At 68.9% G+C, this 26,474-nt stretch carries 29 protein-coding genes; 12 read left to right on the top strand and 17 right to left on the bottom strand.

What is annotated here, in order from left to right; genetic code table 11:
* Window positions 1–131: 131 nt before the first annotated feature.
* On the bottom strand, window positions 132–1,895 hold the full coding sequence (gene dnaG, locus L1280_RS09585) for a DNA primase (RefSeq protein ID WP_253581941.1): 1,764 nt from the start codon (window positions 1,893–1,895) through the stop codon (window positions 132–134).
* A 244-nt stretch (window positions 1,896–2,139) separates the two neighbouring features.
* Here dnaG and L1280_RS09580 point away from each other — a divergent pair, with 244 nt between their 5' ends.
* The gene (locus L1280_RS09580) at window positions 2,140–2,571 is read left to right on the top strand and encodes a hypothetical protein (protein ID WP_253581939.1); all 432 of its coding nucleotides are present in this window, start codon (window positions 2,140–2,142) and stop codon (window positions 2,569–2,571) included.
* Window positions 2,572–2,643: 72 nt separating this feature from the next.
* Here L1280_RS09580 and L1280_RS15750 read toward each other — a convergent pair whose 3' ends face one another.
* Window positions 2,644–3,750, bottom strand: coding sequence for an autotransporter outer membrane beta-barrel domain-containing protein (locus L1280_RS15750; RefSeq protein ID WP_305881876.1), 1,107 nt, complete (start codon window positions 3,748–3,750; stop codon window positions 2,644–2,646).
* A 217-nt stretch (window positions 3,751–3,967) separates the two neighbouring features.
* Complete coding sequence (locus tag L1280_RS09565) at window positions 3,968–4,180, bottom strand: hypothetical protein (RefSeq protein WP_253581937.1); 213 nt, start codon at window positions 4,178–4,180, stop codon at window positions 3,968–3,970.
* 383 nt (window positions 4,181–4,563) lie between these two features.
* Between L1280_RS09565 and L1280_RS09560 the strand changes: the two genes are divergently transcribed.
* Entirely contained in the window at window positions 4,564–5,049 is a 486-nt protein-coding gene (locus L1280_RS09560; protein ID WP_253581935.1) for a hypothetical protein, read from the top strand.
* Window positions 5,050–5,192: 143 nt separating this feature from the next.
* Here L1280_RS09560 and L1280_RS09555 read toward each other — a convergent pair whose 3' ends face one another.
* Together L1280_RS09555 and L1280_RS09550 are read right to left on the bottom strand one after the other, a co-directional pair.
* Complete coding sequence (locus L1280_RS09555; RefSeq protein WP_253581933.1) at window positions 5,193–5,558, bottom strand: DUF5615 family PIN-like protein; 366 nt, start codon at window positions 5,556–5,558, stop codon at window positions 5,193–5,195.
* Window positions 5,555–5,779: a DUF433 domain-containing protein gene (locus L1280_RS09550; RefSeq protein WP_253581932.1), complete on the bottom strand. Its 225-nt coding sequence runs from the start codon at window positions 5,777–5,779 to the stop codon at window positions 5,555–5,557. The genes L1280_RS09555 and L1280_RS09550 overlap by 4 nt, the downstream gene beginning before the upstream one ends.
* A gap of 258 nt (window positions 5,780–6,037) precedes the next feature.
* On the opposite strand from L1280_RS09550, the gene L1280_RS09545 reads away from it, so the two are divergent.
* Together L1280_RS09545 and L1280_RS09540 are read left to right on the top strand one after the other, a co-directional pair.
* Window positions 6,038–6,532, top strand: a complete 495-nt coding sequence (locus L1280_RS09545; RefSeq protein ID WP_253581930.1) for a hypothetical protein — start codon at window positions 6,038–6,040, stop codon at window positions 6,530–6,532.
* Window positions 6,522–7,025, top strand: coding sequence for a hypothetical protein (locus L1280_RS09540; protein ID WP_253581928.1), 504 nt, complete (start codon window positions 6,522–6,524; stop codon window positions 7,023–7,025). The genes L1280_RS09545 and L1280_RS09540 overlap by 11 nt, the downstream gene beginning before the upstream one ends.
* Window positions 7,026–7,073: 48 nt before the next feature.
* Here L1280_RS09540 and gcvP read toward each other — a convergent pair whose 3' ends face one another.
* The 3 genes from gcvP to gcvT form a co-directional block, all read right to left on the bottom strand.
* The gene (gene gcvP, locus L1280_RS09535) at window positions 7,074–9,923 is read right to left on the bottom strand and encodes an aminomethyl-transferring glycine dehydrogenase (RefSeq protein ID WP_253581926.1); all 2,850 of its coding nucleotides are present in this window, start codon (window positions 9,921–9,923) and stop codon (window positions 7,074–7,076) included.
* 80 nt (window positions 9,924–10,003) lie between these two features.
* Window positions 10,004–10,366, bottom strand: coding sequence for a glycine cleavage system protein GcvH (gene gcvH / locus L1280_RS09530; RefSeq protein ID WP_253581924.1), 363 nt, complete (start codon window positions 10,364–10,366; stop codon window positions 10,004–10,006).
* 67 nt (window positions 10,367–10,433) lie between these two features.
* On the bottom strand, window positions 10,434–11,504 hold the full coding sequence (gene gcvT, locus L1280_RS09525; RefSeq protein WP_253581922.1) for a glycine cleavage system aminomethyltransferase GcvT: 1,071 nt from the start codon (window positions 11,502–11,504) through the stop codon (window positions 10,434–10,436).
* A gap of 70 nt (window positions 11,505–11,574) precedes the next feature.
* Between gcvT and L1280_RS09520 the strand changes: the two genes are divergently transcribed.
* On the top strand, window positions 11,575–12,129 hold the full coding sequence (locus L1280_RS09520; protein WP_253581920.1) for a 2'-5' RNA ligase family protein: 555 nt from the start codon (window positions 11,575–11,577) through the stop codon (window positions 12,127–12,129).
* Here L1280_RS09520 and L1280_RS09515 read toward each other — a convergent pair.
* Together L1280_RS09515 and L1280_RS09510 are read right to left on the bottom strand one after the other, a co-directional pair.
* Window positions 12,120–12,671, bottom strand: coding sequence for a 5-formyltetrahydrofolate cyclo-ligase (locus tag L1280_RS09515; protein WP_253581919.1), 552 nt, complete (start codon window positions 12,669–12,671; stop codon window positions 12,120–12,122). The genes L1280_RS09520 and L1280_RS09515 overlap by 10 nt on opposite strands.
* Before the next feature lie 75 nt (window positions 12,672–12,746).
* The gene (locus L1280_RS09510) at window positions 12,747–13,616 is read right to left on the bottom strand and encodes a DUF4394 domain-containing protein (protein ID WP_253581918.1); all 870 of its coding nucleotides are present in this window, start codon (window positions 13,614–13,616) and stop codon (window positions 12,747–12,749) included.
* A 159-nt stretch (window positions 13,617–13,775) separates the two neighbouring features.
* Here L1280_RS09510 and L1280_RS09505 point away from each other — a divergent pair, with 159 nt between their 5' ends.
* Window positions 13,776–14,408 (top strand): SDR family NAD(P)-dependent oxidoreductase, encoded by a 633-nt coding sequence (locus tag L1280_RS09505; protein WP_253581917.1) that lies wholly within the window; start codon window positions 13,776–13,778, stop codon window positions 14,406–14,408.
* Here the strand turns inward: L1280_RS09505 and hisIE are convergent.
* Together hisIE and hisF are read right to left on the bottom strand one after the other, a co-directional pair.
* The gene (gene hisIE, locus L1280_RS09500) at window positions 14,405–15,061 is read right to left on the bottom strand and encodes a bifunctional phosphoribosyl-AMP cyclohydrolase/phosphoribosyl-ATP diphosphatase HisIE (protein ID WP_253581915.1); all 657 of its coding nucleotides are present in this window, start codon (window positions 15,059–15,061) and stop codon (window positions 14,405–14,407) included. The genes L1280_RS09505 and hisIE overlap by 4 nt on opposite strands.
* Window positions 15,058–15,837 carry an imidazole glycerol phosphate synthase subunit HisF gene (gene hisF / locus L1280_RS09495; RefSeq protein ID WP_253581913.1) on the bottom strand — a complete coding sequence of 260 codons (780 nt, stop codon included), beginning with the start codon at window positions 15,835–15,837 and terminating at the stop codon, window positions 15,058–15,060. The genes hisIE and hisF overlap by 4 nt, the downstream gene beginning before the upstream one ends.
* A gap of 177 nt (window positions 15,838–16,014) precedes the next feature.
* Between hisF and L1280_RS09490 the strand changes: the two genes are divergently transcribed.
* The 3 genes from L1280_RS09490 (at window position 16,015) to L1280_RS09480 (ending at window position 18,371) form a co-directional block, all read left to right on the top strand.
* Window positions 16,015–16,422, top strand: a complete 408-nt coding sequence (locus tag L1280_RS09490) for a response regulator (protein ID WP_104991242.1) — start codon at window positions 16,015–16,017, stop codon at window positions 16,420–16,422.
* Window positions 16,423–16,487: 65 nt separating this feature from the next.
* A complete protein-coding gene (locus tag L1280_RS09485; protein ID WP_253581912.1) occupies window positions 16,488–17,318 on the top strand; it encodes a DUF72 domain-containing protein in 831 nt (276 codons plus the stop codon).
* 24 nt (window positions 17,319–17,342) lie between these two features.
* Window positions 17,343–18,371, top strand: coding sequence for a phosphotransferase enzyme family protein (locus tag L1280_RS09480; protein ID WP_253581910.1), 1,029 nt, complete (start codon window positions 17,343–17,345; stop codon window positions 18,369–18,371).
* 7 nt (window positions 18,372–18,378) lie between these two features.
* On the opposite strand, the gene ttcA is transcribed toward L1280_RS09480, so the two are convergent.
* Both ttcA and L1280_RS09470 read right to left on the bottom strand, forming a co-directional pair.
* Window positions 18,379–19,275 carry a tRNA 2-thiocytidine(32) synthetase TtcA gene (ttcA, locus tag L1280_RS09475; RefSeq protein ID WP_253581908.1) on the bottom strand — a complete coding sequence of 299 codons (897 nt, stop codon included), beginning with the start codon at window positions 19,273–19,275 and terminating at the stop codon, window positions 18,379–18,381.
* Entirely contained in the window at window positions 19,272–20,102 is an 831-nt protein-coding gene (locus L1280_RS09470; RefSeq protein WP_253581906.1) for a DUF817 family protein, read from the bottom strand. Before L1280_RS09470 ends, ttcA begins: the two co-directional genes overlap by 4 nt.
* A 166-nt stretch (window positions 20,103–20,268) precedes the next feature.
* Between L1280_RS09470 and L1280_RS09465 the strand changes: the two genes are divergently transcribed.
* Window positions 20,269–22,716 (top strand): transglycosylase domain-containing protein, encoded by a 2,448-nt coding sequence (locus L1280_RS09465; protein ID WP_253581904.1) that lies wholly within the window; start codon window positions 20,269–20,271, stop codon window positions 22,714–22,716.
* Between the two features lie 79 nt (window positions 22,717–22,795).
* On the opposite strand, the gene L1280_RS09460 is transcribed toward L1280_RS09465, so the two are convergent.
* Both L1280_RS09460 and L1280_RS09455 read right to left on the bottom strand, forming a co-directional pair.
* Window positions 22,796–23,134: a YraN family protein gene (locus L1280_RS09460; RefSeq protein WP_253582319.1), complete on the bottom strand. Its 339-nt coding sequence runs from the start codon at window positions 23,132–23,134 to the stop codon at window positions 22,796–22,798.
* Complete coding sequence (locus L1280_RS09455) at window positions 23,131–23,544, bottom strand: putative dsRNA-binding protein (RefSeq protein ID WP_253581902.1); 414 nt, start codon at window positions 23,542–23,544, stop codon at window positions 23,131–23,133. Before L1280_RS09455 ends, L1280_RS09460 begins: the two co-directional genes overlap by 4 nt.
* Window positions 23,545–23,700: 156 nt before the next feature.
* Here L1280_RS09455 and L1280_RS09450 point away from each other — a divergent pair, with 156 nt between their 5' ends.
* The gene (locus L1280_RS09450) at window positions 23,701–24,966 is read left to right on the top strand and encodes a uracil-xanthine permease family protein (protein WP_253581900.1); all 1,266 of its coding nucleotides are present in this window, start codon (window positions 23,701–23,703) and stop codon (window positions 24,964–24,966) included.
* Between the two features lie 2 nt (window positions 24,967–24,968).
* On the opposite strand, the gene L1280_RS09445 is transcribed toward L1280_RS09450, so the two are convergent.
* Window positions 24,969–25,502 carry a GNAT family N-acetyltransferase gene (locus L1280_RS09445; RefSeq protein ID WP_253581898.1) on the bottom strand — a complete coding sequence of 178 codons (534 nt, stop codon included), beginning with the start codon at window positions 25,500–25,502 and terminating at the stop codon, window positions 24,969–24,971.
* 99 nt (window positions 25,503–25,601) lie between these two features.
* Between L1280_RS09445 and L1280_RS09440 the strand changes: the two genes are divergently transcribed.
* On the top strand, window positions 25,602–26,462 hold the full coding sequence (locus L1280_RS09440) for an AraC family transcriptional regulator (protein ID WP_253581897.1): 861 nt from the start codon (window positions 25,602–25,604) through the stop codon (window positions 26,460–26,462).
* The last annotated feature ends 12 nt before the right edge of the window (window positions 26,463–26,474 follow it).

The following is a 26,474-nucleotide window of genomic DNA, read 5'->3' as shown; positions in this document are numbered from 1 at the left end:
TCTTCGGGCACGCCACCAAGAAAGTCCGCCGCAAGGCGGGCTTCTCCATTTGGTCTTCAGGACTGTGGCTTCAGGACAGGGCAGCGGGCGTGCCCGGCGTTTCCTCGCTGGCGGGGTCTGCCCTGGGCCGCTCAGGCCCCCGAGCGCCGCGCCCGCTTCTCGGCCTCGATCGCCCGCTGAAGTTCCTGAATCTGCCGCAGGTAGGAGATCTGCTCGCCCGGCGCGGCGGCGGCCATCTGCCGCTTGAGGAGGTCGACCTCTGCCCGCAGCGAGTCGATGCTCAGGCCCACCTGAATGTCGTCGACCGCCGCTGCGGCGTAGGCGGCCACCTTCTGCTCGTACAGCTCGCTGGTGGCGCGGGAGGGAGCGCCGGGGTCGCGACTCTCGAACATCAGCCGGATCAGGAGCGGCTCCTCGGGCTGCCCCCGGAACACCTCCAGAATGTCGTCGGGGCTCTGTGCGCCCTGGGCGGCCAGCATCACCTTGCGGACGGACTCGTTGCGCCAGGGGGTCGTGCCGTCGAGCTTGGCGAGGAGCGAGGGGTCGACCAGCAACTGCCGCAGCAGGGCGAGTTCACGGTCCTCCTCCGCGCGGGCCGCGCTCATGCCCGCGAGGTGCGTGTCGGTCAGGGTGCGCCGCCGCGCCTTGCTGCCGATCCATTCCAGCAGCGCCTCCGGGCGAATGCCCAGCAGCTCGCAGGCGAGGGTCCGCATCCGCTCGGCGCCCTCGTCCAGCGGATCGAGGTTCTGCATGCGTGGCAGCAGCGCCATCAGAACCCGGCGTTTGCCCTCGGAGGTGCCGACCCCGTGGGCCTCCACGGCAGCCTGCACCCGGAAGCGCACCTCGTCCAGTCCGCCCGCAAGCGCTTCGCGGATGCCCGCTTCGTCCCCGGCGAGCAGGGCGTCGGCCGGGTCCTTGCCGCTGGGCACGCTCGTCGCCCGCACCCGGAACTTGGCTCCCAGCACCTGATCCAGTCCCGAGAGGGTGGCCTTGAGTCCGGCCTCGTCCCGGTCGAACATCAGCGCGAGACTGGAGGCCCCCAGCCGCTCGAGCAGCGCCGCGTGCTCGGCCGTCAGCGCCGTGCCCAGGCTGGCGACCGCACCGGTGAACCCGTGCTGGTGCAGGGTGATCACGTCCATGTACCCCTCGACGACGATCAGTTCCCCGCCCTCGCGCAGCGCCGACCGCGCCTTGTCGAGGCCGTAGAGCAGCTCGCCCTTGTGGAAGGCCTCGGTCTCGGGCGTGTTGAGGTACTTGGGCTTGCTGTCGTCCAGCACCCGGCCCCCGAAGCCCACCAGGCGGCCGAGGTGGTCGCGGATGGGGAACATCACCCGGCCCCGGAATCGGTCATAGACCCGGCCCGACTCGGGGTTCTCGGTCAGCAGTCCGGCCTCCAGCAGTTGCCGCTCAGTGAGGTTTCGCGCCCGCGCCCGCTTGAGCAGGCCGTCCCAAGCGTCGGGAGCGTAGCCCAGCTCGAAGGCCGTGACCGTCGCGTCGGTCAGCCCCCGGCGCCGCAGGTAGTCCAGCGCGGGGCCGGGCAGATGCTCGCGGAAGTACTCCAGCGCGAAGGCGTTCACGTCGTACAGGTCGCGGCTGCTGCGTTCGCCGTAGCGGGCCTCGACCTGTACCCCGGCCTTGTCCGCGAGTTGCCGCAGGGCATCCCCGAAGCTCAGGTTCTCGACCCGCTGCACGAAGGAGAACACGTCCCCGCCCGCCTTGCAGCCGAAGCAGTAGAAGTAGCCCTGCTCGGTGTCGACCTGAAAAGAGGGGCTCTTTTCCTTGTGGAAGGGGCACAGCCCCTTGAGGCGGCCCTTCCCGGCCGGGGAGAGGCGCACATGTTCCCCGATGACGTCCGCGATGTTCAGCCGCGCACGCACGTCCTCCTTGGTGCCCATGTTGCTCCTCACCCCCTGTCCTCGCCGTGAGCCACGGCGGTAGAGCGCCAGTGTACGCCTCCCGGTGCCCCGCTGCCAAGCGAGAAAAAGGATGTGGTGGACGCGGTTTTTTTGCGTGAAGCCGTGGGGGCCGTGCCGCACGCCTTTTTGGGCGTTGCCCCCGGCCGGGGGTCCCGAGTCCCGGCCTTGGCTGCCCGCGCACGGTCGGGGAGGGGTGCGGGGAGTAGGGTAAAGGCGCCCTCCCATGCCCCCCCTCGGTGCGCCCCCCACCTACAGCACGCCCGCCACGCTGGGTCTGGCCCTGCTGGCGATCGTCACGTCGCTGTGGCACTTCACGCTGGGGGCGCTGGACTACGCGGGCACCGGGCGGTACCCCGGCCTCGCGCTGCTGCTGCTCGCGGGCCTGCTGCTGGTGTACGGGGTCCTGACCCTGATCCGCTACGCCGAAGCCCGCGACGCGATGCACGACCCCCAACCCCGCGCGGCGATGTACGCCACCCCCCACGAGGGCCGGGTGCCGCTCGTCGGGCTGGGACTGGCCGGACTGCTCGTGCTGGCAGACGCCGCCTTCGTGTTTTCCGGTCAGCTCCCGTGGTGGCACGTGGGGGGCCTGCTGGTCTCAGGGGTGCTGGCCCGTCAGGCGTGGCGGATTCGGCCAGCCGCTGGGGACGACTGACCAGGCCACGCGCGGCACAAAAAAGTGGAACCCGGCGAGGGGTTCCACGGGGGGTGCTGAGAGGAGAGCCGCTTAGAAGCGGAACTTCACCCCGGCCGCGACCGAGCTGTTGGTGGTGTTCGAGCCGTCGAAGTAGAACTGCTGCCGGGCCTCTCCGAAGAGGGCCACGCGGTCGATGATGCGGTAGTCCACGCCCACGAGCAGCTCGCCGAAGGTGGCCTGCCGCTCCAGGTTGTAGCCGCCGCCCGCGCCCAGGATGCCGTCGGCGCGGTTGAAGGTGCCCCGGTAGGTGGCGATGGCACTGATGCTGTTGCCGGGCGTCTCGCCGCGCACGCGGAAGTCGCCAGTCACGCGCAGGCCCAGGCTGCCGATCAGGGCGTCGTTGCCGACCATCACGCGGACCATCGAACCCACGTTCTGCTGGAGGATGTTGTAGTACGACACCCCGATGTAGTTGCCGTAGCGCAGCGGCTCCACGGGCGGCACGTAAGACGCGCCCTGGGGACCGGCGGGACCCTGCGGGCCGGTGGCGCCCGTCTCGCCCTGGGGGCCTTGCGGTCCCTGGGGACCGGCCGGGCCAGCCGGACCCTGAGCGCCCGCCGGTCCCTGCGGCCCGGTCGCGCCCGTCTCACCCTGGGGACCCTGAGGCCCCGCCGGACCGGCCGGTCCCTGCGGACCCACGGCGCCCGCCGCACCCGTTCCAGCGGCGGGCAGGTTGGCGATGGCCGCTTGAAGCTCGGCGATCTGGGCGCGGAGCTGTTCGATGGCCGTATTCTGGGCCGCCACCTGAGCGCGGAGCTGCTCCAGGCCAGCCAGCGCCTCTTGCAGGCCCTGGCGCAGGGTCTGGAGTTCAGCGGGGTTGAAGGTGGTCTGGTTGGCCGGAAGCTGGGCGATCAGGCGGGCCAGCACCTGCGCGACCTCCTGACGGGTGGCCGCCTGGCACCAGTCGAACTGCCCGTCCGGGTAGCCGATAAAGAGGCCCCGCTGGGTCACGAGATCGATGGCGGCGCGTGCCCACGTGCCCGGCGTGCAGGCGGCGACGGGCGCCTGGGTCACGGGCGTGACCTGGGGCGTCACCGGAGTCAGCGGCGTCGTGGTGGTAGGCGCCGAGCCGCTGCCCCCCGCGAGGGCCGTGCCGAGCGCCATCAGGAGGCTGGTCGAGAGCAGGGTCTTTTTCATGGAGTCTCCTTTGAGGGTAGGACGGTCCTGACAACGCGGCCACCGTCCCATGAATCGGCTGTATTGTGTCACACTTTCCTCATCTTCATGTCCCTGAACCTGCTCTCAGGGTCTTCATAAAGAATTCAGTGTTTTGTCGAAAATTTCCTACAGCTGCCTCTGGTGATAAATGGGCAGGAGGCACGGAGCCTTCCCCAGGAGTCTGGTTTCGCGGATGTTACACCTCCGGTTCCGTGTTCACGCCGGGGTCGGCCGTTCCCGCCATCCCACCCCTCCCGCCCGTGCGCGAGGTGTCCAGGGTGGTGTCGAGGCTGGGGGCAGCGTTGTTGCCCGGCTCGTTGACGGTGCTGTCCCCGTCCTCTCCTGAGGACTGGCGGGTGTCCACGGGTGGGTTGTAACTCTCCCTGTCCTTGTTGCGGTCGTCGGTCATGGGGCTGCCTCCTGAAATGGAATGCTGCATTGTGCGCCGTTTACCCTCCTGCTGCTTGAGAGGGGGGAGGGCTGGACCGATGACGAGCTGGCCTCTGTCACGTTCGCCCCAACGACTCCCCCCGGCTGGCGTGACCTCCCACCCGCCATACCCGCTCAGCGTTGAAGGTCTGCCAAGGCAGGCCGCCTCTGCCTTCACGCGTTGGGAAGCGTGACTCCCTATCGTGTTGCCGGTGGTGCCGCCGTGACGCGGAGGCGCCATGAGGCCGCCACCTTCCCTCTCACCGCACCTCTGTCACTGGCCTTCCCGCAGGACGCGTGATGTGGAGCGGCCTTTCACGAACGAACTTTTTGCACATCGCAGAACGCGTAAGGAGAACAACCATGAACCGGAATAGCTTCCTTGCCCTACTCCTGAAGCCTGTCGCAGCCCTTCTGCTGGCTGCCCTCGGCGTGGCCTACGCCCAGCCCGTTGCCAACGTCCAGGTGACCTTTGAACGCTGCGAAGGCACCATCGAGCAACGTGTCCGCAATACCGAACGGGGCGTCAGCCGGTTCCAGGTGACGGCGTCCGGGCAGGTGAGCGGCCGAGCGAGTACGGCCGCGCAGGTCTTCGAGCTGAGCGTGCTTGCTCCCGGCGCGAGCCGTCCGGCGGTGTACCGCACCAACGCGGTTTCGCTGGTGCGCCCGTCGCGGGACGTGTACGTGCTGACCGCCTCTCTGGTCGCCAACAACACGCTGATGAACTATGCCCTGACGCTGCCCGCAAACAGCCGGAATGCGGCCATCCTGGTGGCGACGGACGCGGCGGGCAACGCGCTCTACCGTGGCACCTGCCGCTGGACGATCAGCTCCGGCCGTCTTCCCTGAGCAGGGGGGCCGAGTGGGCGGAAGGGTTCAGCTCCCGACGTCCTCCGTCCACCCTTTGACGCGAGACAGGAATGCGTCGAGCGGCCCTGAGTCTCCCCACCTCCGACCACAAGCGGCGGTGCCTGCAACAGCAGAGGCCCCGATTAATTTCGACCTGTGCTGCTCCGTACGGCTTCTAACCTGTCCCGGTGCAGCACGACCAACTTGTGTTCGGCAAGAAGGTTCCATATGTGCGGCCACAAGTCGTCTAGTAGTACGCGGAAGTCGGCCACCCGTATGTTTCCCGTGCGAACATGGACCACCCACGGCGGCGGCTCCTGCGCCAGCATCCGCTCCGTGAAGTCGGCGTCCTGGGTGACGATCACCAGGGACGCCTCACGCGCCCGCTCCCACAATGCCCAGTCCTTGAGGCCCTCCGTCCACTCGCTGACATGGAAGACAGGCATGTCGAACGAGCCGCGCAGCCTGGCCGACACGTTCTCGTCCGGCAGCACCCCGGCGGGCTTCAAGCGATCTTCTCAAATGTCACGCTATGGCCTGCCAATCGTGCCGCGTACTCCAGGCACGCCAGCACGTCCTCTCGCGTGAGCCGTGGGTAGGCGTCCAGCACATCCTCCACGCTGTCCCCGGCGCTCAGGTGCCCCAGCACGGTTTGCACGCTGACCCGCGTCCCGGTGACGGTGGGCTTGCCGCCGTTCACTTTTGGATCGATGCTGACGCGATCACTCATGGCTGATAGTAATGTAAATATCCGTGGGCTCGCGCCTCGCTGACCGACGACTCCCACCCCACCCCCGACCCCAAGCGGCAGCGCCTGCAAAAGCAGGAGGAGAAGGGGATCAGGGGTTGGGATTCGATGGACTTGATACACCGCCCTTGTCCAGAAAAGAACTGTCTGTCGCCCACCTTTCCTCGAATCCGCCCACGCTTTACTTTTAAATTGAAGTTGAGAGCTGGTGAACTTCCCAAAAGATGTAGGATGGGTAACGTGGACAGAGATTTTGAGGCTGCCTATCGGTCCTGTCTAAATCGGGTCACAAGAACACCCTTTAGACAGGATAATAGTAGACGGAATGGTCCTGTTGAGGAGTACCTCAGATTACGTGAGTTATACGATGAGCAAGCTATCATTGATGATGGTAGTTTGTATAGAATTGAACAAGTACTACTTCTTAGGGCGCTTAGAGGCGTTGAGATGAGCGTCGAGGATTTGAGAGATGACGCCACTCTTTTTATACTAACCAACCTAAAGTTTATGGCGGTTAATCCTCTGCTCGCCGTCTATAATCAGCGTGATGGTGCCGATTCAAGACTATTTGGTAGTTTTATAGTAATAGAAGCCGACTTATCCAGAGTTCTTCTTGCGGCACGTGAGGAGAGACGTGGCAGGAGAGTTTCGAGCAGTTCCCTATTTAGGGTAGGCGGCGAGCTTTGGGAGGATTTGAGATCGAATGCGATGAATATGTGGGGCGATGACGACTAATAACGAGCATAACTCTTCGGCGCAGCAGTTGAGGGCCGACTTGTCCCTACAATTGATAACGGCGTCGCTTACTGCTATAACGATACTTGGCGGTGTTTTTCTTTACGTCAGGGATAAGGATAATTCGACAACAGGTTTTCTAATTTTATCCTTTCTATCAGTCATAATGTTTAGCATATCGGCTTTTTTCGGTGGCAGAGGAATAGAATTGGCCTCGCGAAAAATTGAAGGCAGGAGGCCTGAGACAGGAACTAAAAACTTTGGTCTGCAAGCACTTACCCTTGCTCTAGCAATACTTCTGGGTCCGTCATCAGTATTATTTGTAGAACCAAATAAGGATGCCTCGGAAATAAACCGATTAGTCGCTAACCAACGGGAACTTCAAAACACTTTAAATAAGTATAGAGAAGAAAGTGCAGAGATGAGGAGGAAGATCAATTCTCTTACTGTGCAAGTCATCGAACTACGAAGAAAGACAGCAAAAGATAGATAGGAGGAGCAGTCTTAACATAGTAGACTCCTGCTCCTCCGATTATAAGTCTCAAACCCCCGCGTACTCCTCCACCGGCGGGCATGAGCACACGAAATTCCTGTCCCCGTACACGTTGTCCACCCGGTTGACCGCAGGCCAGTATTTCCAGGCTTTCTGCGCGGGCGTGGGGAAGGCGGCGGTCTCGCGGCTGTAGGCGCGTTCCCACTCGGCGCTCACGAGGTCGTCCTGCGTGTGCGGCGCGTGCCTCAGCGGGCTGTCCTCGGCCCTCAGCAGACCGTCCTCGACCTCCTGAATCTCGCGGCGGATGCCCAGCATGGCGGCGATAAAGCGGTCGAGTTCCTCCTTGGGCTCGCTCTCGGTCGGCTCGATCATCAGGGTGCCGGGCACCGGGAAGCTCATGGTGGGGGCGTGGAAGCCGTAGTCCATCAGCCGCTTGGCGATGTCCTCTTCCGTGATGCCGCTGGCCTGCTTGAGGGGGCGAATGTCGAGGATGCACTCGTGCGCCACCCGGCTATTGCGGCCCGTGTACAGCACCGGGAAGGCGCCGCCCAGCCGCTTGGCGATGTAGTTGGCATTCAGCAGCGCGACCTGGGTGGCCTTTTTCAGCCCCTCCGGCCCCAGCATCCGGATGTACAGGTACGAGATGGGCAGGATGCTCGCGCTGCCGTAGGGCGCGGCGCTGACGGCCCCGGTGCGGCTCTCGCCCGTCGCCCGCACCGCGTGGTTGGGGAGGAAGGGCGCGAGGTGCGCCTTCACGCCAATCGGCCCCATGCCCGGCCCGCCGCCGCCGTGGGGGATGGCGAAGGTCTTGTGCAGGTTGAGGTGCGACACGTCCGACCCGATCAGCCCCGGCTTGGCGACGCCCACCATCGCGTTCATGTTCGCGCCGTCGAGGTACACCTGCCCGCCGTGCGCGTGCACGATCTCGTACACCTCGGTGACGTGTTCCTCGTACACGCCATGGGTGCTGGGGTAGGTGATCATCAGGGCGCCGAGCTTGTCGCTGTGCGCCTCCGCCTTGGCCCGCAGGTCCTCTATGTCGATGTTGCCGCTCTCGTCGGTCTTCACGACCACGACCTGCATGCCCAGCATGGCGGCGCTCGCGGGGTTGGTGCCGTGGGCGCTCGCGGGAATCAGGCAGACGCTGCGGTGCGCCTCCCCCCGGCTCTCGTGGTACTTGCGGATGGCGAGCAGGCCCGCGTACTCGCCCTGCGCTCCGCTATTGGGCTGGAGGCTCACCGCGTCGTACCCGGTGATGTCGGCCAGCCACGCTTCCAGTTCCCCCAGCATCTGCGCGTAGCCTTCCGTCTGGTCGGCGGGCGCGAAGGGGTGCAGGCTGCCGAACTCGGGCCACGTCACCGGAATCATCTCGGCGGTGGCGTTGAGCTTCATCGTGCAGCTTCCCAGCGGAATCATGCCGTGAACGAGACTGTAGTCGCGGTTTTCCAGCGTCTTCAGGTACCGGAGCATCGCGTGCTCGGAGTGATGCGTGTTGAACACGGGGTGGGTGAGGTACTCGGAGGTGCGCTGGAGATTGGTGGGGATGCCTTCGACGGCCTGCTCGTCCAGCGCCAGCACATCCACCCGCTCCCCGGTCAACGCTTCGGCGATGTCGACAAGGTCGGCGGGGGTCACCGTCTCGTCCAGGCTGACACCCACGCGCCCGTCCCCGTAGCGGAAGTTCAGGCCCTTCGCCTCGGCCCGTTCCCGGATGGCGGCCACGTCGCCGCCAAAGGTCAGGGTGTCGAAGAAGGTCGCGTTCGTCCCCAGACCGGCGTTCCCGAGGGCCTTCGCCAGCATCCCGGTCATCCGGTGAGTGCGCTCTGCAATCGTCCGAATCCCCTCCGGCCCGTGGTAGACGGCGTAGGCGGCGGCCATGTTCGCCAGCAGCGCCTGCGCGGTGCAGATGTTGGAGGTCGCTTTCTCGCGGCGGATGTGCTGCTCGCGGGTCTGCATCGCCATCCGCAGGGCGGTCTTGCCCTTGCTGTCCTTGCTCACGCCGATCACGCGGCCCGGCATGGAGCGCTCGAAGCCCTTCTGGCAAGCCAGAAACGCCGCGTGCGGCCCCCCGAAGCCCATCGGCACGCCGAAGCGCTGGGCACTCCCGATCACGATGTCGGCTCCCTGCTCGCCGGGCGGGGTCACCAGGGCACAGGCCAGCAGGTCGGTCGCCACGATCAGGGCCGCCTGTGCCGCGTGCGTCCGCTCGGAGATGGGGGAGAGGTCGTGCAGGTCGCCGTGGGTGCCGGGCGTCTGCACCAGCGCGGCGAAGGTGCCTTCCGGCAGCTCCCCGTTCGCGGCCCCCGTGACCACCTCGTACCCGAAGTACTCGGCGCGGGTGCGGATCACGTCCAAGGTCTGCGGGTGCACGTCCTCGGCCACGTAGAAGACGTTGCCCTTGCTCTTGACCACGCGCTTGGCGAGGGTCATCGCCTCGGCAGCGGCGGTCGCCTCGTCCAGCAGGGAAGCGTTGGAGACGGGCATCCCGGTCAGGTCCATCACGGTCTGCTGGAAGTTGAGCAGCATTTCCAGGCGGCCCTGGCTGATCTCGGCCTGGTAGGGCGTGTAGGCCGTGTACCAGCCGGGGTTTTCCAGCATGTTTCGCAGGATCACCGGGGGCACATGCGTGCCGTGGTAGCCCATGCCGATGTACGACCGGAAGACCTTGTTCTTCGCGGCCACGGCCTTCAGGTCGGCCAGCGCCTGCGCTTCGGTCACCGGGCCGCCCACGTTCAGCTCGCCCGTGAAGCGGATGGCTTCGGGCAGGGTCGTCTCGGTCAGTTCGTCGAGGGTCGAAACGCCGAGTTCGGCCAGCATCTCGGCCTGTTCCGCCTCGGTGGGGCCGATGTGACGGCGGGTGAAGTCGTCGGTCTGGAGGAGTTCGTTCAGGGGGCGCATGTCTTCTCCTTGGGGCAGAAGCTCTCAGCGGTCAGCCGTCAGCGGCAGGAGGCTGAGAGCTGACCGCTGGGGCTGGGGGCTCAGTTGTTCGCGGCGCTGTACGCGTCGGCGTCCATCAGGTCGCCGCTCTCCTCGGTCACGTCCAGCTTGAACAGCCAGCCGTCGGTGTACGCCCCGCTGTTCACGAGTTCGGGGCTGCCGGAGAGGGCCTCGTTGACGGCAACGACCGTGCCACTTGCGGGGGCGTAGATATCGGAGGCGGTCTTCACACTCTCCACGACCGCAATCGTCTCGCCCGCCGACACGACGCGCCCGACCTCGGGCAGTTCCACGTACACCACGTCGCCGAGCTGGTCCTGCGCGAAGTCGGTGATGCCGACGGTGCCGTCGGAGGCGAGCCATTCATGGGAGGCGGCGTACTTCAGTTCGCTGGGGGTCTGCATGGGGTTGATTCTCCTCTATCTCGGGGCCAGAAGTCTGTCGGAGGGGTTGCGGGGTCTCGGCGTTTGTTCAGCGCTTATAGAACGGCAGTTCCACCCGCCGCGCCGGATGCGCCTTGCCGCGCACCTCGACCTCAAAAGCGTCCTCGCCCGCCGCGTCCGCCCGCACGAGCGCCATGGCGATGGGGTGCCCGAGGGTGGGGCTGGTGCTGCCGGAAGTGACGTGGCCGACGCTTTCGCCGTTCAGCAGCACCGGGTAGCCCTCACGCACGGGCACCCGCTCCAGCGCGAGGCCGATCAGTTTGACGGTGGGCGCGGCCTGAATCCCGGCGCGGCCCACGTGCTCCTTGTCCTTGACCACCCAGGTGTAGGTGCTGGCGAGGGGGTGCAGGTCCTCGGCGAACTCGTGCCCGTACAGGGGAAAGCCCGCTTCCAGCCGCAGGGTGTCGCGGGCGCCCAGGCCCGCCGGGGTCAGCCCGACCGCGAGCAGGCGGTCCCACAGGGCCTCGGCGTCCCCGGCCTTTACGAAGACCTCGAAGCCGTCCTCGCCCGTGTAGCCGGTGCGGGCGAACATCACTGGGAATTCCAGCAGGGTGCCGGAGAAGAAGGCGTTTTTCTTCTTCGCGCTCAGGTCCACGTCGGTGTGGGGTTGCAGCAGCGCCTCGGCCTCCGGCCCCTGCACGGCGATCAATCCCCAGTTCGCGGACTCGTCGGCCAGCGTCACGTCGAAGCCCGCCGCCTGCGTCTGGAGATGCGCCCAGTCCTTCTCGATGTTGGAGGCGTTGACCACCAGCAGGAACTCCTGCGGAGCCACCCGGTAGACGTAGATATCGTCCACCAGCCCGCCCGCCTCGTTGGGAAGCCAGTTGTACCCGGCGCGGCCGGGCTTGAGCTTGCTCACGTCGTTGGTGGTGACGCGCTGGAGAAAGGCCTCGGCGTCCGGCCCGGCCACGCGGAACTCGCCCATGTGGGACACGTCGAACATCCCCGCGCGGGTGCGGACCGCCTCGTGCTCGGCCTTGACGCCCGCGTACTGCACGGGCATGTCCCAGCCCCCGAAGGGAACCATGCGGGCACCCGCCCGCAGGTGCGCGGCGTGCAGGGGCGTCCGCTTCAGCGGCGTTTCGGTCGTCGGGGTCACCCCCAAACTGTACCGGAGCGCCGCTGCCCGCGTCCGGGTCGCCCGGACGTGCGGGGGGCTAGGCTGGGGCATGACCGGGCCGAAAAACGCGCACGCGCACGCCTCTTTCCTGCTGGGGGTGCTGCCGCCGCCGGACCTCGGGGCGCGGGTGGACGCCCTCCGAACCCGGCTGCGGCTGCGCGAGAGCGCCGCGCACGTGACCGTGAAGGCGCGGAGCGGGCTGACCCCGGAGTTGGAGTGGTGGGAGGCGGCGCGGGCCATGGTGGCCGCGAGTTCTCCCGTCACTCTGAACATTGGCGGTCCCCAGGCCTTCCGCAACGGCACCGCTGTCTACCTCGGGGTCACCTCGCCCGACGTGGTGGCGCTGCACCTCCGGCTGCTGGAGGCGCTGAAGCCGTCCCAGCGCTTCGGCTACGAGGGGGCGCAGATGACGCCGCACCTCACGCTGGCCCTGCAGCGGCGTGGGGTGGACCTCGGCACAGTGCTGGATGCGGCGCGGACTGAGTTTGCCGACCTGGAGGCCCGGCCGTTGACCTTCAGCGCCCGCGAAATCTGGGTGATGCGCAAGCCGGGACCGGGGGGCCTTTACGTCCCGTGGGAGGCATGGCCGCTGGGTCAGGGGTGAAGGGGCCGCACGCCGCCCTCAGTCGCCAGAAAGCCCACCCGCAAGTCGTGGGGCTCGGTGGGGAGGGCATCCACCACCAGCGCCTCCCAGACCACGCCCACCGTCAGGCCGCTGAACGCGGGCAGCAGGCGGTCGTAGAAGCCGCCCCCGTACCCCAACCTCACGCCGAAGCGGTCAAAGGCGAGGCCGGGCAGCAGCACGGCGTCCACCGTCTCCAGCGCCACGCGGGGAGCATCGGCCGGGGGCTGCCGCACCCCAAAGCGACTGACCTCCATGGCCGCGTCCCAGGGGTGCAGCGTCAGGTGGGGCGTGGGCCGGAAGCGGGCGCGGGTGGTCAGCAGTTCAAACTCGGCAGCCAGTATCCCCACATCCGGCTCGCCGGGCAGGGCATGGTAGGCCAAGACACGCCGCGCTCCACGTGCCTGCAAGAAGGCGGCGAGGGAAGCACACACTTCAGCCGAACGGTCCGGCTGCCTGGCCCGCACTTCCCGCGCCCAAGCCCGCCAGGTGGGTTTGGGCGCGTCGTGGGGGGGCAGGGTCATGGGAGACAGCCTAGCGAATGGGGCAACAAAACACCCCCGGCAACGCTGGCCGGGGGCAGGTGAGGCGAGGGCCGCTTACTGGTTCGGCAGCGCCAGCGCGAAGGAGCGCAGGGCGAGGCCACTGACCGTGCTCTTGGCGGTTGCCGCGCCCGTCGTCAGGTTGACCGTGTACAGCACGGTGTTGCCGCCCATGCTCACGCTGAGGTAGGCCATGTCGGCCCCGGCGATGTCGAAGCCGGTCATGCCCTTCATGGCGTCCACGCCCAGCGCCCCCACGGAGGTCAGGGTGCTGAAGTTGCCCGCAGGCGTCGAGCCCTCGGCGCTGCTGTGCCTCACCAGCGTGTCCGCCGCCGCGTCAATGGAGTAGAGGGTGGTGGTCGTGCCCGTGCCGATGGCCCCCGTGGCGCTGTTGTTGAAGGAGTTGGTGTAGGCGGCGGCTGCCAGGTCGGGGTTGGCGGTGCCCGTGGCGTACCTCAGCGTACCGTCGTCGGTCACCGTTCCGGCGGGCGAGGTGGCCGGGACGGGCGCCGCGCCCAGCGTCAGGCGGAAGTTCCGGTCCGTCTCCGCGAAGACGCGCAGGCGGTTGGCCGCCGGGTTGAAGTCGATGGCGACGGGCGTGATGCCTGCCGTCAGGCTGGACCCGTCAGCGCTCAGGGCTCCGGTGGCCGGGTCGAGGCGGTAGAGCTTGCCCGTGTTCGACATGGCATAGAGCCGGTTATCGGTGTTGCGGACGTCCAGATCGACGAGCGTCTCACCGCTCGGCAGCCCGGTCACGGCCATGCGGCGCAGGCTGGCTGCCGCGTTGTCGGTGCCGAAGGTCACGAGGCGTCCCTGGGTGTCCAGCCCGTAGGCGGTCATGCCCTGGGGAGCGGCGGGGGGCCTCATCCCGGTGCAGGCCGAGAGAGCAAGGGCGCAGGTGGCAGACAGCAGGGCAAGTCGCTTCATGAGGTCTCCTCCCGGAAGCGGGGGACGCCTCCGGTCTTCTCTCAGCCCTAAGCCGTGGCGGCGCGATTGGATGCCCCCCGGATCTTGAGCGGAGCTTTACCCACCAGCTCTGTCCGCCCCGCCACCGTCCCTGGCGCGGCTGGGTGGTCTGCTCAGCCCATGCACACGCTGATCGTGGGAGCGACGGGGGGCATCGGGGCGGCGACGGCGCGGGCCTTTGCCGCACGCGGGGACCGGCTGACCCTGAGCGGGCGGGACGCGGGGCGGCTCTCCGCGCTGGCTGCTGAACTCGGCGCGGACTCTCAGGCCGCCGACCTGGGGTACGAGAGCCACGTGCGGGCACTGCTGGAAGGGGTGGGGGAGCTGGATACCCTCGTCTACGCGGCGGGCGCCGCCCTCCCCGGTCCCGTGCAGGAGGCCGACCCGGCGGCGGTGCGGGCCGTGTGGAACGCGAACTATTTCGGGGCGCTGTGGGTGCTCAAGCATGGGCTGAGACGCATGGGCGCGGGCGGGCGCGTCTACCTGCTGGGGGCACGGCCCGAACTCGTCACGGCGCGGGGCTTCTCGCAATACGCCGCGAGCAAGGCTGCCTTGAGGAGCGCCGCCGAGATCGCGCGGCTGGAAGCGCGGGGAGTGGGCATCACGGTGGTTCTGCCGCCCGCCGTGGACACCGGGTTGTGGACCCAGGTGGGCCGGGTGCCACGCGGGGCGATCCCGCCGGAGGCCGTCGCTGCCGCCATCGCCCTGGACCGGGACGGCCTCCCGCAGCCGGAGCTGAGGGTAGAGGGTTAGCCGACTTCCTTAGGCCCCTTCAAGCCGCTCTTGCCCTCGCGCTCCCGCAGCACGGCGGCCACGTCGCCCGGCGAGACGCCCACCTCGGCGAGTGCGAAGAGGGTGTGGAAGAAGAGGTCGGCGGCCTCGGTCGCCAGTTCCGCCCGGTCCCCGTTTTTCGCGGCGAGCAGCACCTCGCCCGCCTCCTCGCTGATCTTTTTCAGTACCCGGTCGAGGCCCCCCGCGTGCAGCCGGGCCACGTAACTGTTCTCGGGCAGGGTGGCGAGGCGTTCTGCGATGGTCGCGTGGACGCGCTCCAGGGTGCCGTCCAACCCCGTCTCCGGGGTGTCACCTTTCAAGAGTGGGGTGTGGAAGCAGGAGTATTCCCCGGTGTGACAGGCTGGCCCCGTCTGCTCGACCCGGTACAGCACGCTGTCGCCGTCGCAGTCCAGATGCACGGAAACAACGCGCTGCGTGTGCCCGCTGGTGGCCCCCTTCACCCACTGTTCCCCCCGCGAGCGGCTGTAGTAGGTGGCCTCGCGCGTTTCCAGGGTGCGCTCGACGGCGGCGCGGTCGGCATAAGCCTGCATCAGCACCGCGCCGGTGCGGGCGTCCTGCGTCACGACCGGAATCAGGCCGTCCGGCCCGAACTTGAGGGCATCAAGATCGCTCACACGTCCCGCCAGTCGGGGCGCACGGGCAGCCCCTCGGCCTTCAGGTACGCCTTGACCTGCGGCACCGTCAGCTCCCCGAAGTGAAACACGCTGGCGGCCAGGGCGGCGTCGGCTTGCCCCTCGCGCAGCACGTCGCGGAAATCCTCCAGCCGCCCGGCCCCACCCGAGGCGATCACGGGGAGGTCCACCGCCGAAGCGACGGCGCGGGTCGCCTCCAGGTCGAAGCCCGCCCGCGTGCCGTCGGCGTCCATCACGTTGAGGCAGATTTCGCCCGCGCCCAATCGCTGCCCCTGCTCGGCCCACGCGAGCAGGTCGAGGCCGGTGTCCACCCGCCCGCCGCCCACGTGGACGGTCCAGCCCTCCCCGCCGGACTGCCGCTTGGCGTCGATGCTCAGCACCACGCACTGCGCCCCGAAGTGGTCGGACGCCTCGCGGATCAGCTCGGGCCGCCGCACCGCCCCGCTGTTCACGCTGATCTTGTCGGCCCCGGCCATCAAGAGTTGCCGGAAGTCCGACACCGCGTTCACGCCGCCCCCCACCGTCAGCGGCATCATGACCTGCTCGGCCACCCGCGCGGCCACGTCCAGCATCAGGGCGCGGCCCTCGTGGGTCGCGGTGATGTCGTAGAAGACGAGTTCGTCGGCCTGCTGCGCCTCGTAGGCCTGCGCGAGCACGAGGGGGTCCCCGGCGTCTCGGTGGTCCTCGAAAAAGCGGACATTCTTGACCACCCGCCCGCCCTGCACGTCCAGACAGGGGATGATGCGCTTCGTGAGCATGGGGGGCAGTCTAGCCCGCCGCCCGGCGTGTCCGGCGGGCCGGGCCGGACCTGACTGGACATGAGTTCCTCACACCTTTGTGCTTAGGATGGATTTGATAAAATCTTTACGTTCGGGGGAGTGCAGGACGGGCCGTGATTCGTGCAGGTCAGGCGAAGGGGTGGGGTGACGGGGCACATGGAAAGACGGCGAATCCTGCTGGTCGACGACAATCCGAACGATGTGGAACTGGCCCTCAACGCCCTTCAGGACCGCGAGGCGGAGGTCGAGGTGGCGGCCAGCGGTCCCGAGGCCCTCGCCGCGCTGCGTGGGGGCCTGCTGCCTGACCTGATTCTCCTCGACCTGAAAATGCCGCAGATGGACGGCCTCGCCGTGCTCGACCAGATTCGCGGCGGCCCCGCCACCCGCGAGATTCCGGTGGTGATGCTGAGCACCAGCGGCGAGGAGCGCGACGTGGCCGACTGCTACGCGCACGGCGCGACGGCCTACGTGGTCAAGCCGATGGACTTCGGGCAGTTCCGCTGCGCCCTGCGGACCATCACCGACTTCTGGGCGCGGCTGAACGTGCGGCCCCGGCTGCGCTGAGGCGGGCGGCGAGCCTCAAGCCGACCTTCAGACCTGGCCTGCTCCCCCCGCGCTACGCTGACTCCATGCGTGTCTGGATCGGCTGCGGCGGCTACACCAACGACGACTGGGCGGCGCCCGGCCTGATCTACGAGGGCGTGAAAAAGGACGCCTACCTGGAGACCTACTCCCGGCATTTCGATGCGGTGGAGCTGAACAGCTCCTTCTACGCGATTCCCGGCCTCAAGGCGTTCGAGGGCATGGCCCGCAAATCGGGGGGGCGCACCCGCTTCACCGTCAAGCTGAACAAGGCCTTCACCCACGACCGCGCCCCCACCGACGCCGACTTCGACCGGATGCTGCAAAGCCCCCAGCCCCTGCGCGACGCCGGGCTGATGGGGCCTTACCTGGCGCAGTTTCCCTACTCGTTTCACCGCACGGCCGAGAACCGCAAGTACCTGCTCGCGCTGGCCGAGCGCTTCGCCGGGCACGAGCTGGCGGTCGAGTTGCGCCACGCCTCCTGGGACCAGCCGGGCGTGCGCGAGGGCATGGCGGAATACGGCCTGATCTGGGTCAGCCCCGACTATCCGCCGGTCGGCGGGATGCCCGAGCCGCAGGTCCACGTCACGACCGACGTGGGTTACCTGCGCCTGCACGGGCGCAACAAGGGCAGTTGGTGGGAGGGCCAGAGCGCGGCCGAGCGCCACGACTACCTCTACACCCGCGCCGAGATGGACGAGTGGGCCGAGAAGATCGCGTTGGTGACGGATGACCTCAGCGAGCTGTACGTGTATTTCCAGAACACGACCAAGGGCCACGCCCTGAAGAACATCCCCATGCTGCGCGAGGCGCTGAATGCGCGGGGGGTGCCCGTGAAGACGCCGGAGCCGGGGGAGGAAGAGGGGCGGCTGCTCTGACCGACACTTGCGCGGTAGACCAGCATGGCGGCTGAGCCTCCGATCTCCCTGGCGGCCCTGCGCGGTGCGGTGCGGGGCAGTTACGGGCTTGACGTCGAGACGCTCTCCTTTCTGCCTCAGGGAACGGCCCCCGCCTACCGCGCCGAAGGCTCCTCAGGCCGCTGGTTTCTCAAGCTGCTGCCGGACACGCCGTCCGGACACGACCTGCGGCGGCGGGTGCAGGCCGAACGCCCGCTGCTGCGTGCCCTGCGGGAGACGGGGGTGCTGACGCGGGTTCCCCGGCCGATTCCCACCAACTTCGGGAGCGATCTCGCCGAAGTGGACGGTTACGGCCTGGCCCTATACGGCTGGATTGACGGCACTTCCCTGGGGGCGGACTGGGCGGCGGCCCTCCCGGAGATCGTCCCGCTGCTGGGACGGCTGCACGCGGGCACCCTTGAGCTGCTGGGGAGGGTGCAGGAGTGGCCGGTCCCTCCCGAGGACTTCGCCCTCCCCTTCGAGGTGGGGTTGCTGGGCGACCTGGCCCGGTTGCGGACGAGCACGGTGGGGGACCGGGCGGGGGTGGTGGCCCTGCGCGACCTGCTGCTGCCACACGAGGCCACCCTGCGGCGGGTACTTGCTCAGGCACGAACGTTCCAGGGACTGGCCCGCGCCCAACCCCGACGTTTCGTGGTGTGCCACACCGACGCGCATGGCGGCAACGTGATGCGCGGCGCGGCGGGCGGGCTGTGGCTGATCGACTGGGAGACGGCCCGACCCGCCCCGCCCGAGCACGACCTGTGGATGCTGCACCCCCACCTGCCCGAACTGCCGCCCGCCTACGAGGAAGCGGTGGGAGCCCCGGCCGTCCCCGACCCGGACCTGCTGGGGTTCTACCTCACCCGGCGGGTGCTGGAGGACCTGGCGGTGGACGTGGGCATGATCCTGCACGAGAACATCCGCCCCGAGCAGGACGAGGCCAATCTCGCCGTGCTGGAGCGGTACGTTCTGCCCGACCTGCTGCGAGTGGAGCAGCATGTGGCCGAGGTGCGGGGGGCGCTGCGTCTGCGCTGAGTGGCCCTTACCCCAGCATCTGCATCTCGCTCAGGCCCGCCAGGAACTCGCGCTCGGGGTACTCCTCCGCGTCGAAGCCCTTGTCGCCCTCGGCGGGCTGGACGCTCAGGGAGGCGAAGTCGAAGAGGTCGCGGTCCAGCAGGTGACTCGGCGTCACCCGCGTCAGCCCCCGCAGCACGTTCTGGAGGCGGCCCGGATGCTCACGCTCCCAGCCCTCCAGCATCTCGCCCACGACCTTGCGCTGCAGGTTCTCCTGGCTGCCGCACAGGTTGCAGGGGATGATGGGGAAGCCTTTCGCCACCGCGTATCGCTCGATGTCCCGCTCCGCGAGGTAGGCCAGCGGCCGGATCACCACATTCGTGCCGTCGTCCGACTGGAGCTTGGGCGGCATCGCCTTGAGGCGGGCACCGAAGAACAGGTTCATGAACAGGGTTTCGAGGATGTCCTCGCGGTGGTGGCCCAGGGCGATCTTCGTCGCGCCGATCTCGCGGGCGTGCCGGTACAGGATGCCCCTTCTGAGGCGGCTGCACAGGGCACAGGTCGTCTTGCCCTCGGGCGTCTTCTCCTTGACGATGGAATAGGTGTCTTCCGTCAGGATGTGAAAGGGCACGCCCAGCCGCGTGAGGTACTCCGGCAGCACGTGGGTGGGAAAGCCCGGCTGCCCCTGGTCGAGGTTCACCGCCACGACCTCGAAATTGATGGGAGCGCGGCGCTGAAGGTCCAGCAGGATGTCGAGCAGCGTATAGCTGTCCTTGCCCCCCGACAGGCAGACCATCACCCGGTCGCCTTCCTCGATCATGCGGTAGTCGGTGATGGCCTGCGCCGCGCCCTTCACGAGGGGCGCGAACAGACGCGGGAGGTCGGTTTGGGGAGCAGCGGTGGGGGAGGGGAGGGTCTGGGTCATGGCGTCTCGCTTCGCCCGCTGCGGCGAGCGGGAGTGGAGGACATGGTAGCCCTCACGTTTCCGGCCCGCTCCTCCCCGGCTCTCATTCGGGCCACGATCAGCACGGCAGGCGTGAGCATCAGCACCCACGCGAGCCACTTGCCGGGGTGGACGGGCCGCCAGCCCCCGGCCTGATGCGGATAGACCCACGCGCCCAGCCCGGTCGCCACGTTCTCCGCGAGGTACACGAAGGCGGCGATCAGGGCCAGCGAGAGCGGCAGGCCCATCCGGAAGCGTTCGCCGCCTACCGTGAAGCCCACCCGCGTGCGGTGGTAGGCCAGCAGCAGCGCCGCCGTCAGCCCCAGCCGCACCTCCAGCCCGGCCCCCAGCAGGAAGTGGGCATAGGTCGCCCCGACCAGCCCGAATTGCCACGTCAGCGGCGGCTCCCCACTCAGCCGCAACTCGCAGCGCCGCCACGCCTGCGCGACGTAGCTCCCCACGCTGGCGTACATGAAGCCCGCATAGAGGGGCACGCCGAGCACCTTGCTCACCGCTTCCTCCGGGTAGGCCCAGGCGCCCAGCGCGACCCGGTGCGCCTCCAGCCCGAAGCCCAGCGCGTGAAAGACCAGCAGCATGGCCGCTTCGCGCGGTGTCTCGAAGCGGGTCCAGACCAGCGCCGCCTGGACCAGCAGGCAGCCCAGCAGCAGGAAGTCGTAGCGGGCCAGGCCCCAGTCCTCCAGCGGCAGCCCCTTTGAAAGCGCCAGTAGCCCCACCACGCTGAAGGCGAAGGTGCAGCAGAGGGCCTGCGCGGCGGTGAAGAGGGTGAGCAGGCGCAGGCAGCGGGCCATGCCCCCAGCGTGCCCCCCCGCCCCGCCTCATGGCGTCATGCTTCCGGAGGACGCCCGACTCATCTGCGGGCACTAGTCTGGGAGCCGATGAGTGGTGTCCTGTTCCTTTCCCCTGGCCCTGCCCCGCGCCCCGCTGCGTGCGCGGTGGCCCACTAGCGGAGGTCCCATGCGCTTTTTCACAGGGCTGGGCGTGCTGCTGCTGCTGGGAACGGCGGGGGCGGGCGGCCTGTGGTGGACCTGGGGGCGCGAGCTGCCCAGCGTGCAGACCCTCGACGTGCTGGAACTCAGCGGGCAGACGCGGGTGTACGACCGCAAGGGCGAGCTGGTGGGCACCCTGACCCCCAGCCTGGGCGGGGGCAGCGGCGTGAACCGCGACCTGCTGGCCCTCAACGAGATCAGCCCCTGGCTGCGAAAGGCCATCGTGACCAGCGAGGACCGCCGCTTCTTCGAGCACCGGGGCGTGGACTACCAGGGCATCGTGCGCGGGCTGCTCAAGGGCGTGCTGTTCAACGACCTCGAAGGCGGCTCCTCGATCACCCAGCAGGTTGTGAAGAACACGCTGCTGCACGACCTCGAAGGCGCCCGGACCCTGGAGCGCAAGTTCAAGGAGGCGGTGCTCGCCTACCAACTGGAGCGCAACTTCTCCAAGGACCAGATTCTGGCCGCGTACCTCAACGTCATCTACTGGGGCGACGGCGGCCAGCGCGACATCATCGGGGCGGGAACGGCGGCGCGGGCCTACTTCAAAAAGGACGCCTCGGCCCTCAACCTCGCCGAGAGCGTGTACCTGACGACCATCGTGCCCGCACCCAACCGCCGCTACAAGGACTTTGCCGCCTACCGTCCCCTGATGAAAAATGTCCTTGACCGGATGGTGGAAGACGGGGTCGCCACCCGCGCCGAGGCCGACGCCGCCTGGAAGACGCCCATCTACCCGGCGGGCTGGCGCATCGGCTGGAACCCCGACGGCACCCTGCGCTCGGCGGTGCTGGAGCGCCCGGAGCGGCTGGAGGAGAACATGCCCCCTCCTCCCGCGCAGACAGCCTTTCACTACCTGCAAGCCGTCGAGCAGGAATTGAAGCAGGCGGGCGTGACCGGCAAGGCGCTGTACGGCGGCGGCAAGATTTTCACCGGGATGGACCTTCAGGCGCAGAAGGCGGCGGAACGGGCCAGCCTGAATGCCCAGTTGCCCGACGGGGCGACGCTGGGAGCCGCGATGGTCAACCCCAAGAACGGCGAAGTCCTCGCGCTCGTGGGGCAGAAGCTGACGGGGGGGCGTCCCGCCGACTGGAACAACGCGACCCAGGCGCGGCGGCAGGTCGGCAGTTCCATCAAGCCGCTGCTGTATACGCTCGCGCTGGAAGAAGGCTGGAAGCAGAGCGACACCGTGCTGGACTCGCCGCTGACCGGGAGCTACCAGCCGCAGAACTACAACGGGCGCTGGACCGGCGAGTACAAGACGATGCGTTACTCGCTCGACCACAGCCTTAACCTCACGACCGTACGGATCGCGCAGGAACTCGGCGTTCCGAACTTCGAGGCCAAGCTGCGCGAACTCGGCCTGACCCCGCCGCCCGACGCGGGGCTGTCGCTCTCCATCGGGACGCTGGAGGCCAGCCCGCTGCAGATGGCCGCCGCATACGCGCCCTTCGCCAATGGCGGCCTGTACTACGCGCCCACGCTGGTGCGCCGGGTGGAGGGACCGAAGGGCGAGGTGCTGTACGCCCGCCCCGCGCCGCAGGCCAAGCGGGTCTGGGACGTGCGGACGGCGTGGCTGGGGCTGGACATGATTCGCGGGGTGGTGAACGACCTGACCCCCGCGCAGGGCGGCCTCGCCACCCGCGCCCAGATTCCCGGCTGGGACGTGGGCGGCAAGACGGGCACCACCAACGACGTGAAGGACCTGTGGTTCGCTGGAGTCACCCCCCTGATTTCGGGAGCCGTGTGGGTGGGCCAGGAAAACGGCCAGCCGCTCCCCGGCTGGGCCTACAGCGGTGAGATTCCCACCCCGGTGTGGCAGCAGGCGGTGGCAGGGGCGCTGGCGGGGCAGCCGCGCGTGCCCTTCGCCGAGCCGAGTGGCATCACCTACCGGGTGGTGCGGCAGGTCAACATGGCCTTCCGCGAGGAGGAAGCCGACCAGCCCCAGGTCGCCCGTGACGGTACCCGGCGCAGCGAGGGGGGCTTTTTCGGGCGGCGTACCCCGGCACCTGCGCCGACCCCCGCCCCCGCTCCAGCGCCCGAACCCGCCCCGGCGCCGGACCCCGTGCCCGCCCCGGTCCCCGAGCCGGAGCCGGTCGAACCCCTCCCCGACGTGCAGCCCCTTCCCGAGGAGGTGCCCGCCGAACCCCCCGCCGAGTATTTCCCGGAGGAGGTGGCCCCCCCCGAGGCCCCGCTGCCGGAGGGCCCTTACGCCCCCGAGCCTCTGCCGCCAGGCGACTTTGCCGCGCCCGCTCCCCCCGTGGAGGACGTGGCCCCGGAGCCCCTGCCCGAGCCGCTCCCCACCCCGGAGGACTCCGGCGACAGCGGCCTGGACGAACAGGGCCTCCCGCCCGAGGAGACGCTGCCTTATGAGCCGCCCGCCCAGGAGGATTTCGGAGCGCCGCTGGGGTTCTGAGGGGGCCTCTCACCCCACTGCTGACGCAGCGCCCCTCTCCCCACGGGAGAGGGTTTCTTCGTCTCCGGGTCTCCGGGTGCTACTCCACCGCCACCAGCCGCAGGGTCCCCGTGTTGGCCGGGCCGTCGATGGTCAGCACCTCCAGGCGGCACGGCAGGTCGTCGCGCCCGAGTTCGCGCACGAGGTAGGTCAGGGCGGCCCGGTGCATCAGCGCGAGCTTGCGCGGCGTCACGCTCTCGGCAGCGTCGCCGTAACGGGCCGAGCGGCGCTGGCGGACCTCGGTAAAGACGAGGACTTCGCCGTCACGCGACACGAGGTCGATCTCGCCGCCCGGAATGCGGTAGTTGCGGGCCAGGATGACCCGGCCGAGGCCCTCCAGATAGGCGGCGGCGCGGGCCTCGGCGTCGGCGCCCTTCAGTCCTGTGCCTCGGGTCCGTGGCCGAGGTCGGCCAGCAGGTCGCGGTACAGGCGGGCGGCGTCCCGGCGCACGTCGTCGAGGGTGGCGTCGTCGTCCGCGAGTTCCAGCGCCGTCTCCAGGGCGCCCTCCAGTACGGCGGCATAGATGGGCCAGCGGCCCTGCGGGGCGGCGGCGTCCTGCTCCGCTTCCTCCGCGTTCCCGTCCTCCAGCCGTTCCAGCGCGTCCTCGGCAGCGGCCCGCTCGGCGTCGCGCTTGGAGCGGCCCTCGCCGTGGCCCAGCTCGCGGCCCCCGGCCCTCACGGTGACACGAAAGGTGCGCTCGTGGGCGGGGCCTGTCCCCTCCGCGTCGAAGGTGGGGGTGCCGAGGCCCAGCGCCGCGAGCCGCGCGATCAGGTCGCCCTTGGGATTCATCCTCCCAGGGTAATACGGGCCAGAAGAATCCGGGGGCGCCGCCTCCCGGCAGCGGGCGGGGTATGCTGACCTCCCGGAACAACCCGCGCTGCCCCGCCCCGCCCGCTCCCGGCGGCCGACGCCCCATGCCATGCCGCGCGTGTCCCCGGAGGCCCCATGACCCAGACCGCTCCCGCCCCCCTTCCGCCCGCCCGCCGCCTTGTCCTGGGGCTGCAACACTCGGTCGCCATGTTCGGGGCGACGGTGCTGGTCCCCATCCTGGTAGGCCTCTCGCCCTCGGTGGCCCTCTTCGGGGCGGGGGTGGCGACGCTGCTCTTTCACCTGCTCACGCGCGGGCAGGTGCCCATCTTCCTGGGGTCGAGCTTCGCCTTCATCGCGCCGACCGCCCTGGTGGTCAAGGAGTTCGGCCCGGCGGCTGCCGGTGGCGGCCTGATCGCGGCGGGAGCGATGTACCTGCTGTTCTCCGGGCTGGTGCGGGTGCTGGGGGTGGGGCGGCTGCTCCAGGTCTTCCCGCCAGTGGTGACCGGGCCGGTCATCATCGTGATCGGGCTGGGGCTGTCCAGCGTGGCGGTGAACCAGGCGAAGACGAACTGGGGGCTGGCCCTCGTCACGCTCGCGGCGGCGGTCGTGGCGAGTCTGTGGGGACGGGGCCTCTTCCGGATGATTCCCATCCTGGTGGGTGTGGTGGTGGGCTACCTCGTGTCACTCGTGGGCGGACAGATCAGCCGGGAAGCGCTGGACGCGGTGGCGGCGGCCCCGCTGATCGGCCTGCCCGACTTCCATGCCCCGGCCTTCGACTGGCGGGCGGTGGCGATCATCGCGCCCGTGGCGGTCGTGACCTTTATCGAGCATGTGGGCGACGTGATCGTGAACGGGCGGGTCGTGGGCAAGAACTTTCTGGAAAAGCCCGGCCTGAGCCGCACCCTCTTCGCGGACGGCATCGCCAACATGAGTTCGGCGGCGCTGGGTGGCCCCGCCGCCACCACCTACGCCGAGAACACGGGCGTGCTGGCCCTGACCCGCGTGTACGACCCGCGCGTGATTCAGATCGGAGCCGTCTTCGCGGTCCTCTTCGGCTGCTCGCCCAAGCTCGCGGCTGTGCTGCGGAGTCTGCCGCAAGGCGTCTTGGGCGGCGTGTCCATCCTGCTGTTCGGCATGATCGCCTCGGTGGGCATTCGCACGCTGGCGGAAGCCAGGATCGACTTCGCGCACTCGCGCAACCTGATTATCGTCTCGCTGATTCTGGTGCTGGGACTGGGCGGGGCGGCCTTCCCGATCAACGTGGCGGGCACCGAGCTGGAACTGCACGGCATGGCCCTCGCCGCGCTGGTGGGCATCGTCGCCAACCTGATCCTGCCCGCGCAGCGCCGCGAGGTGGACGGGCCGGAGGGCGAGGGAGAGGGGCAGCGGGTGCTGCACTGAGGTCAGGGGGCGGGGGCGAGTCGGTTCAGCAGGGCCTGCGCGTCCGGCCAGACGTACACGGTTTCCCGCACCTCCCAACCGTCCACGTCCTGGGTCAGCGTGGTGACCTCCTGCCCGCCCAGGGCCGCGTACCAGGCGCGGATGGGGTTGCCCTCCAGGGTGGAGAGGCCGACGCTCCCGGCCCCCTGGCCCCGCAGCGCGGTCACGCCCGCCCGGAGCAAGGCCGCACCGTGGCCCTGACCCTGCGCCCGCGGCAAGACGTGGAGCGCCAGCACCTCGCCCTCTGCCCCATGAAAGGGACAGAGGCGGGCCAGGACATACCCGACGACCTCGCCCCCGGCTTCCGCGACGAGCAGCACGTCGTCCGGGTGTTCCTGCGGCCAGAGCTGCCAGTCGGCGGCCTGTTCCTCCACGGTCACCCCGTCCCAGGAGCCGGGTGGAAAGTGCGGCGCGTAGGCCGTGCGGTAGCTCGTGACCTGCACGCAGGCGAGGGCGGGGGCGTCAGTCGTCGTGGCAGCGCGGATGGAGGCGGGCATCGTTCCCAGTGAACGGCGGCCGAGGACAGCGGCGCATCCGCCGGATGACGGGGGAGTCCTCATCCGCCTCGCCGGGCGCCCGCTAAGGTGGCCTTACCCATGGCCTCCGCCCCCGGTCCCCGCTACGTGCCCCTCAAGGACAGGGCGCGGCCCCTCGTCGTGGAGCGGTTGGAAAACTGGGCTTCCGCGCCGGGGCAGGTGTTCCGGCCGCACCGCCACGACTTTCAGGAACTGCTGTGGGTCCACGCGGGCCGGGCGCGGCACACCATCGACGGTCGGCCCGCCGAGCTGCGGCCCCCCAGCGTGACCCTGATCGCGCGGGGGCAGGTGCATGCCTTCGTGGACGGCGAGGCGCTGGGGATGTACGTGGTGTCGTTCTCCGAGGACTTGCTCGCGGGGCTGCCCGGCGCGGCGGAAGGCCAGCTCCTGTTCAACTACGCGCCCGGCGACCAGACCCTCCCGGTATCCCTGGAGGTGCAGGCGCAGGCCCTGACACTGCTGGAGCTGCTGCACGCCGAGTACGAGCGGGCGCGGGCCGGAGCGGGCGACCTCGCGCTGGCGCGGGTGCTGGTGCAGGGCCTCCTCGTGCTGGTGCGCCGCGCGGTGCAGGCGACCGGGGTGCTGGAGCGGGAGGCGGCGGGGGCCGAGCTGCCCCGCTTCCTGGCCCTGCTGGAGCGGCACTTTACCGAGTGGCACGAGGTCGGCCGGTACGCGGAGGCCCTGCACCTCTCGCCCCGCACCCTGTCGCGGGTGACGCATTCGGCCTTGGGCAAGCCCGCCAAGGAGGTCATTCAGGACCGACGGGTGCTCGAAGCGCGGCGGCTCCTGGGCTTTACCGGGTTGAGCGTCAAGGAGATCGCCGCCCGGCTGGGGTATGCCGACCCCTTTCATTTCAGCCGGGCCTTCAAGGCGGCGACGGGCCGCTCGCCCCAGGCGTACCGGGAGGAGGACCCGTCGTGAACAGGGTGGAGG

The sequence above is a fragment of the Deinococcus sp. HSC-46F16 genome, from assembly GCF_024171495.1.
Classification (GTDB): Bacteria; Deinococcota; Deinococci; order Deinococcales; family Deinococcaceae; genus Deinococcus.
The sequence above is the reverse complement of the archived record's forward strand: the minus strand, read 5'-3'. Positions and strand labels throughout refer to the sequence as shown.

Coding starts and splice junctions, on each gene's coding strand:
- L1280_RS09455 (WP_253581902.1), bottom strand. CDS start 23,544: ATGAATCCCAAGGGCGACCTGATCGCGCGGCTCGCGGCGCTGGGCCTC.
- hisF (WP_253581913.1), bottom strand. CDS start 15,837: ATGCTCACGAAGCGCATCATCCCCTGTCTGGACGTGCAGGGCGGGCGG.
- L1280_RS09520 (WP_253581920.1), top strand. CDS start 11,575: ATGACCGGGCCGAAAAACGCGCACGCGCACGCCTCTTTCCTGCTGGGG.
- L1280_RS09485 (WP_253581912.1), top strand. CDS start 16,488: ATGCGTGTCTGGATCGGCTGCGGCGGCTACACCAACGACGACTGGGCG.
- ttcA (WP_253581908.1), bottom strand. CDS start 19,275: ATGACCCAGACCCTCCCCTCCCCCACCGCTGCTCCCCAAACCGACCTC.
- L1280_RS09505 (WP_253581917.1), top strand. CDS start 13,776: ATGCACACGCTGATCGTGGGAGCGACGGGGGGCATCGGGGCGGCGACG.
- L1280_RS09470 (WP_253581906.1), bottom strand. CDS start 20,102: ATGGCCCGCTGCCTGCGCCTGCTCACCCTCTTCACCGCCGCGCAGGCC.
- L1280_RS09465 (WP_253581904.1), top strand. CDS start 20,269: ATGCGCTTTTTCACAGGGCTGGGCGTGCTGCTGCTGCTGGGAACGGCG.
- L1280_RS09550 (WP_253581932.1), bottom strand. CDS start 5,779: ATGAGTGATCGCGTCAGCATCGATCCAAAAGTGAACGGCGGCAAGCCC.
- L1280_RS09490 (WP_104991242.1), top strand. CDS start 16,015: ATGGAAAGACGGCGAATCCTGCTGGTCGACGACAATCCGAACGATGTG.
- L1280_RS09515 (WP_253581919.1), bottom strand. CDS start 12,671: ATGACCCTGCCCCCCCACGACGCGCCCAAACCCACCTGGCGGGCTTGG.
- dnaG (WP_253581941.1), bottom strand. CDS start 1,895: ATGGGCACCAAGGAGGACGTGCGTGCGCGGCTGAACATCGCGGACGTC.
- L1280_RS09540 (WP_253581928.1), top strand. CDS start 6,522: ATGACGACTAATAACGAGCATAACTCTTCGGCGCAGCAGTTGAGGGCC.
- L1280_RS09560 (WP_253581935.1), top strand. CDS start 4,564: ATGAACCGGAATAGCTTCCTTGCCCTACTCCTGAAGCCTGTCGCAGCC.
- L1280_RS09440 (WP_253581897.1), top strand. CDS start 25,602: ATGGCCTCCGCCCCCGGTCCCCGCTACGTGCCCCTCAAGGACAGGGCG.
- L1280_RS15750 (WP_305881876.1), bottom strand. CDS start 3,750: ATGAAAAAGACCCTGCTCTCGACCAGCCTCCTGATGGCGCTCGGCACG.
- L1280_RS09450 (WP_253581900.1), top strand. CDS start 23,701: ATGACCCAGACCGCTCCCGCCCCCCTTCCGCCCGCCCGCCGCCTTGTC.
- gcvH (WP_253581924.1), bottom strand. CDS start 10,366: ATGCAGACCCCCAGCGAACTGAAGTACGCCGCCTCCCATGAATGGCTC.
- L1280_RS09480 (WP_253581910.1), top strand. CDS start 17,343: ATGGCGGCTGAGCCTCCGATCTCCCTGGCGGCCCTGCGCGGTGCGGTG.
- L1280_RS09580 (WP_253581939.1), top strand. CDS start 2,140: ATGCCCCCCCTCGGTGCGCCCCCCACCTACAGCACGCCCGCCACGCTG.
- L1280_RS09510 (WP_253581918.1), bottom strand. CDS start 13,616: ATGAAGCGACTTGCCCTGCTGTCTGCCACCTGCGCCCTTGCTCTCTCG.
- L1280_RS09445 (WP_253581898.1), bottom strand. CDS start 25,502: ATGCCCGCCTCCATCCGCGCTGCCACGACGACTGACGCCCCCGCCCTC.
- gcvP (WP_253581926.1), bottom strand. CDS start 9,923: ATGCGCCCCCTGAACGAACTCCTCCAGACCGACGACTTCACCCGCCGT.
- L1280_RS09565 (WP_253581937.1), bottom strand. CDS start 4,180: ATGACCGACGACCGCAACAAGGACAGGGAGAGTTACAACCCACCCGTG.